Source organism: Chitinophaga sp. (assembly GCF_035564935.1).
In the GTDB taxonomy this organism is placed as follows: domain Bacteria; phylum Bacteroidota; class Bacteroidia; order Chitinophagales; family Chitinophagaceae; genus Chitinophaga.
The window spans coordinates 1-6462 of sequence record NZ_DATMTE010000104.1 but is presented as its reverse complement, the minus strand read 5'-3'; the positions used below and the strand labels follow the sequence as shown (position 1 = coordinate 6462).

Annotated in this window: 2 protein-coding genes; one reads left to right on the top strand and one right to left on the bottom strand. The window is 48.3% G+C overall.

Annotation, left to right across the window (positions count from 1 at the left end; genetic code table 11):
• The first annotated feature begins 145 nt into the window (after nucleotides 1–145).
• Nucleotides 146–5731: an alpha-2-macroglobulin family protein gene (locus tag VN105_RS02845; protein WP_325637720.1), complete on the top strand. Its 5586-nt coding sequence runs from the start codon at nucleotides 146–148 to the stop codon at nucleotides 5729–5731.
• Between the two features lie 133 nt (nucleotides 5732–5864).
• Here the strand turns inward: VN105_RS02845 and VN105_RS02840 are convergent.
• The coding region (locus VN105_RS02840; protein WP_325637718.1) for an alpha/beta hydrolase at nucleotides 5865–6462 on the bottom strand (598 nt) is incomplete at its 5' end.

Below are 6462 nucleotides of genomic sequence, written 5' to 3'. Positions count from 1 at the left end.
AAATCCAAAGTAATCAAATCAGGGTAATCAGTTTAATCAGTTTAATCCTGAACCAAGACAATTTACATCGCCGAAGGCGATCCCTCCCCATTTGGATAAAATTCCCGACATTCGCACCTAGTTAATCACCTAATCCGCTTTCCTGATGCACCCAACAAAAAGGCTTACTGCTGTAGCAGCATTGTTTTTATTCCTCGCCACCGTGTTTGTGATCAGTGGTTGCCGTACAGCGAAAAAAGAAATGAACCCCGAATTTGCCAAATACATTGAGGCATATACAGCCGGTATCATTTCCAAACAAAGTGCCATCCGTGTTCATCTCACCTCCCAAACGAATGTAACCCATACCCAGAACGAAGCGCTGGAAAAGGAAGTATTCCAATTCTCTCCATCCATCAAAGGGAAGGCCTACTGGATTGATGCCACTACCATCGAGTTCAGACCGGATGAAAATCTGCAGCCAGGTAAAAAGTATGAAGCCAACTTTAAACTCGGGAAAATACTGGATGTGCCAAAGGAACTCAAATCATTTGATTTCCAATTCAAGGTCATCAAACCATCTTTCTCCATAGAAAACTTCGGGCTGAAAGCCAGCACCAATAATACGCTCGACCGAATGACTCTCACCGGCGCCATCTACACAGCCGATGTGGAGGATCCCCAGGCGATCGAAAAAATACTCAGCGCACAATATGCAGGTAAAGGCTTACCTGTTACCTGGCAGCACAATGCCACAGAACGCACTTCCCGGTTCACTATCGCCAACATTGCCCGGGCTAATATTGCCCGTAACCTGGAACTGAACTGGAATGGCAATTCCCTGAAAGTGGACAATACCGGGAAAAACACCATCGAAGTGCCAGCCATCGGCGACTTTAAAGTACTGAATGTAAAAGCCCTTTCCGATCCGGAACAACACCTCCTCGTGCAATTCTCCGACCCGGTAAGTATGGCTCAAACCCTGGAAGGCCTCATTGGTATCAGCGGACAAAGCGATCTTCGCTATACCATTGACGGCAGCGAAGTAAGCGTATATGCACCGGTACGGCTGGAAGGAAATTATAACGTAATAGTGAACGAAGGCGTTATCAACATCACGGATAAACGATTAGGCAAAACCTTTAGTGCCAACGTTAACTTTGAAAATACTTTACCGAGTGTAAGCATCCCCGGTAAAGGCGTGATCCTGCCGGAAAGCAATAAACTGGTAATGCCGTTTGAAGCCGTGAACCTCAACGCTGTAGATGTTTCCATCATAAAGATCTATGAAAACAATGTGCCGCAATACCTCCAGCGGAACGACCTCGATGGCAGCCAGGAACTACGGCGTGTAGGCAAACCCGTTGTTGAAAAAACGATCCGCCTCGATGAGGATAAATCTGTAAATCTTCACAAAAAGAACCGCTTCTTCCTGGACCTCGATAAGATGCTGCGCACCGAACCAGGCGCTATTTACCGTATCACCATCGGCTTCCGGAAATCATACGCCATGACAGCCTGCTCTGCTGATACCACCAAAGACGGCGACAGCGCTTCCTCCGATGAAGAAGGAGAAGAAGAATATTATTATGGGGGCGAAAAGATCGATGATGATGATTCCTTCTGGCAGCGCTATGACAGCTACTATCCATACGGGTATAACTGGGACCGCCGCAACGACGCCTGCTCCAACTCCTACTACAGCAAAGACAAATGGGCATCCCGCAATATTATTTCTTCCAATATAGGCCTCATTGCCAAAAGAGGAAACGACAATAGCATGTTGGTAGCGGTAACGGATATACGTGATACCAAACCACTCATAGGAGTGGAACTGGAGCTGCTCGACTACCAGAACCAGGTGATCTTTAAAACAAAAAGCGACGGGGAAGGCCTTGCTTCGTTTGATCTGAAACGCAAGCCTTACCTGCTTATCGCCAAAAAAGAAAATGAAAGAGGTTACCTCAAACTGGACGACGGAAGCTCTCTTCCATTAAGCCGGTTTGACGTAAAAGGTGAAGAAGTGCAAAACGGCATCAAAGGCTTCCTGTACGGCGAACGTGGTGTATGGCGCCCGGGCGATTCTGTTTACCTTACTTTCATCCTGGAAGATAAGGGAGAGAAATTACCGGCAGATCATCCGGTTTCATTGGAACTATACAATCCAAAAGGACAACTGTATAAACGCATCAATCAACATGAAGGACTGAATGGCTTTTACAGCTTTGCTACAGCTACCGCACCGGATGACCCAACAGGTAACTGGGTGGCAAAAGTAAAAGTAGGCGGCGCCACCTTCCAGAAAAATGTGCGCATTGAAACCGTGAAGCCGAACCGCCTTAAAATAAAAATGGACTTCGGTAATACCACTTCCCTGTCGAAAGGCAGCGCTACCGGTAATTTATCGGCCATGTGGCTGTTTGGCGCTACCGCGCAACACCTGAAAGCTAAAGTAGATGTATCGCTGGTACAACAAAGCACCAGCTTCCCTAAATTCAGCGATTACTCCTTCGATGATCCCGTAACTCATTTCGACGCGGAAAATAAAACCATCTTTGAAGGCCCGCTGAGCGAAAGCGGCAGCGCTCCCGTGAATGCAGACATACAACTGGGCAAAGTAGCGCCGGGACAGCTGAAAGCAAACTTTGAAGTAAAAGTATTTGAACCCGGGGGCGATTTCAGTATCGATCACTTCTCCATGCCTTACAATCCATTCACTTCCTATGCGGGCCTGCGCATCCCCGCTGGCGACCGCACCACGGGCATGTTGCTCACTGATCGTGAGCATACCATCGACCTGGTAGATGTAGACGGTAACGGTAATCTTACCTCCGGCAGCCGCGAAGTACAGGTAGAGCTGTACAAAATCAAATGGAGATGGTGGTGGGATGAAGGTGAACAAGACGATTACTCCAACTTTACACAAGACAGCTATAACCAGCTGCTGAGCAAAGAAACCGTTACCCTGCAAAATGGTAAAGGCAAATGGGCACTGCGTGTTAACTCACCGGATTGGGGCAGGTACCTGATCAGGGTGAAAGACCTTCAAAGCGGGCATACCGCAGGAAAAGCCGTGTACATCGACTGGCCTGGCTGGGCGGAAAGAATGCAGAAAGATAACCCCGCAGAAGCGTCTATGCTGGTGTTTACTTCCGACAAACAAACCTATAAAACCGGCGACGATATTAATCTCACTATCCCCAGCAGTGAAGGAGGCCGCGGACTGGTCAGCATTGAGTCCGGCAGTAAAGTGCTGAAAACCTACTGGATCACCACCAAACAGGGGCAAACCACCTTTAAGTTCAAGGCGGAAAAGAATATGACGCCTAATATATACGTAAACGTTAGTTTGCTGCAACCACATGCGCAAACCCTCAACGATCTTCCGATCCGTATGTATGGTACTATTCCCATTTCTATTGAAGATCCGGGCACCATCCTGAAACCGGTGATCAGCATGGCCGATAAGCTGAAACCGGAAACGGAGGCCAGCATCACCGTGAGTGAAGGCAACGGTAAACCTATGACCTACACCATCGCTATTGTGGATGAAGGGCTGCTGGATCTCACCCGTTTCAAAACACCCGATCCTCACAATTCATTTTATGCAAGAGAAGCCCTCGGTGTAAAAACATGGGACCTGTTCGACTATGTAATAGGCGCATGGGGAGCGGATATGGACCGTATCCTGAGTATTGGTGGTGATGAAGGACTGGATAAAAATGCCGGTGGCGCCAAAGCTAATCGTTTCAAGCCCGTAGTAAAATATATGGGTCCCTTCTACCTGAAAACAGGTCAGAAACAAACACATAAATTCAAGCTGCCACCCTACATCGGCTCAGTGAAAGCCATGGTGGTAGCCGGCCAGGATGGCGCTTACGGCGCTGCCGAAAAGGTAGTGGCGGTAAAGAAACCACTGATGCTGCTTACTACCGCTCCGCGTGTACTGGGACCATCTGAAACCATCCAGGTACCGGTAACGGTGTTTGGCCTGGAACCCAATATCCGCAATGTGAATGTGAGTTTAAGTACCAGTCCGTTATTAGAGGTTGTAGGTGAACAAACCAAAACGGTCACCTTCTCCCAACCGGGCGAACAGATTGTTTATTTTGATGTAAAAGTACGCCCGCAAACAGGCATCGCTAAAATAAAAGTTACTGCCAGCAGTGGCGCGGAAAAGGCAGAAGAAAATATAGAGCTGGATGTAAGGAATCCTAACCCGGTAATCACCAATATTATTGAAAATACACTGGAAGGCAACAACAGCTGGCAATCGGCCTTTAGCCCGGTGGGCATGACCGGTACCAATTCCGGCGTATTGGAAGTATCTACCATTCCATCTCTCAACCTGGGCAAGCGCCTGCGGTTCCTGATAGAATATCCGCATGGTTGTATTGAACAAACTACCTCGGGCGTGTTCCCGCAACTGGTACTGAATCAGCTGATGGACCTGAAAGAAAGCGAACGTGCACAGGTAGACCGTAACGTAAAAGCAGGTATCAACAGGCTGAAAAGCTTCCAGACTTCCGATGGTGGTTTCAGCTATTGGCCAGGTGAAGGCAACTCGGATGAATGGGGAACCAACTACGGCGGCCATTTCCTCATAGAAGCGCAGGCACAGGGTTATACCCTGCCAGCAGGCGTATTAGACCAATGGAAGAAATACCAGCGCAACAAAGCCGGTACCTGGGCGCCCAGTACCCTCAATTTTTATGGTGGCGATCTTACACAGTCGTACCGCCTGTACCTCCTGGCACTGGCCAAATCTCCTGAACTGGGTGCTATGAACCGGTTAAAGGAATTTAAATACCTGTCGGTTCCGGCCAAATGGCGGCTTGCAGCAGCCTATAAGCTTGCGGGTCAGCCGGAAGTAGCTAATTCACTGGTGCAGGGGCTTACTACAGACGTGAAAGCATATACGCAGCTGGGTGGCACCTTTGGTTCCGATTTGCGCGACAGGGCCATGATCCTGGAAACACTCACCATTATGGGGCAACGCAATCGCGCCAATGAACTGGTAAAACAAATTGCAGCGCAGTTATCCCAAAACGACCAGTGGTACAGCACACAAACAACGGCCTATTCGCTGATAGCCGTTGCAAAGTATTGCGGCAATAACAAGGGAGGCAGCAAAATGAACTTCACCTACACCCTGAATGGCGCCAAAGGCAATGTAAACGGGCAGTCGTTTGTTACACAGATCCCCGTTACATTCAATGGTGCTGCAGGTAACATCAGTCTCCGGAATAACGGGCAAAATGTGTTATATGTGCGGCTTATCCTCCAGGGACAACCTGATGCAGGCCAGGAACCTGTAGCCTCCAACAACCCGGATGTATTGGGCATGCAGGTAAGCTACAGCACCCGCGACGGCAAACCGCTCGATCCGGCCACACTGCGGCAGGGGAGCGACTTTATGGCTACTGTAACGCTTACCAACCCTGGTAAAAGAGGTTATTACGAACAGATGGCATTGTCGCAGATCTTCCCTTCCGGATGGGAAATACTGAATACCCGTTTAATGGAAAACGACAGCGCATTCCATTCCTCCCCATCTACGTATATGGATATACGTGATGACAGGGTATATACTTATTTCAATATAGAAGAAAACAAAAAACGTACTTATAATGTGTTGCTGAACGCAGCTTACCTGGGCAGGTATTATTTGCCGGCTACATCCTGCGAGGCTATGTATGATAATACCATACATGCCTTTGCGCCAGGCAGATGGGTAGAAGTAGTGAAGTAAAAATTACAGCGTTAAAAAAAGCGTTCCGGAAAATACCCGGAACGCTTTTTTAATGTGCAGACAATTATGGCCGCGGGCGGATGAAAATGGGTTGCTGTGCAATTCCGCTGATAACAATTTTGTGCAACGTAAATTATCTTTTTAAGAAATCGTGTATCAGGGCAGCTATTTCCTCATGATACTCTTCCAAAGCAAAGTGGCTGCCATCTAACAGATGTACTTCTGCATCCGGCACATCTTTTTTATAAGCCTCCGCGCCGGGCCAGGTAAAAATGAGGTCATTTTTACCCCATACTACCAGCACCCGCGGCTGATGTGTACGCAGGTATTGCTGCCATTCGGGATATTTTGGAAAATTGGTGCCATAGTTCCTGAAAAGGGCCACCTGTACCGCTTCCACACCGGGTCTTGCCATATAGGCGTAAGCCAGTTCATAACTATCAGGACTCACTGTCTCCCGGTTGGCGGCGCCCAGCAGGTGCTCTTCCTTAATTTTTTCAAGACTTAATTTACGCACAATAGCGGCCTCCAATGCCTTTTCATCTCCTGCCTGTTGCAGTGTGCCCATTTCCTGCACCGCCGGGCCAAGTCCTTCATTGTATACATTGGCATTTTGTATGATCAATGCCTCTACCAGTTCCGGTCTTTTACTAATGATCCTGAACCCGATGGGACCACCGTAGTCCTGCAGGTACCAGCTGAATTTTGTTAATCCCAGCTGGTCAATAAAC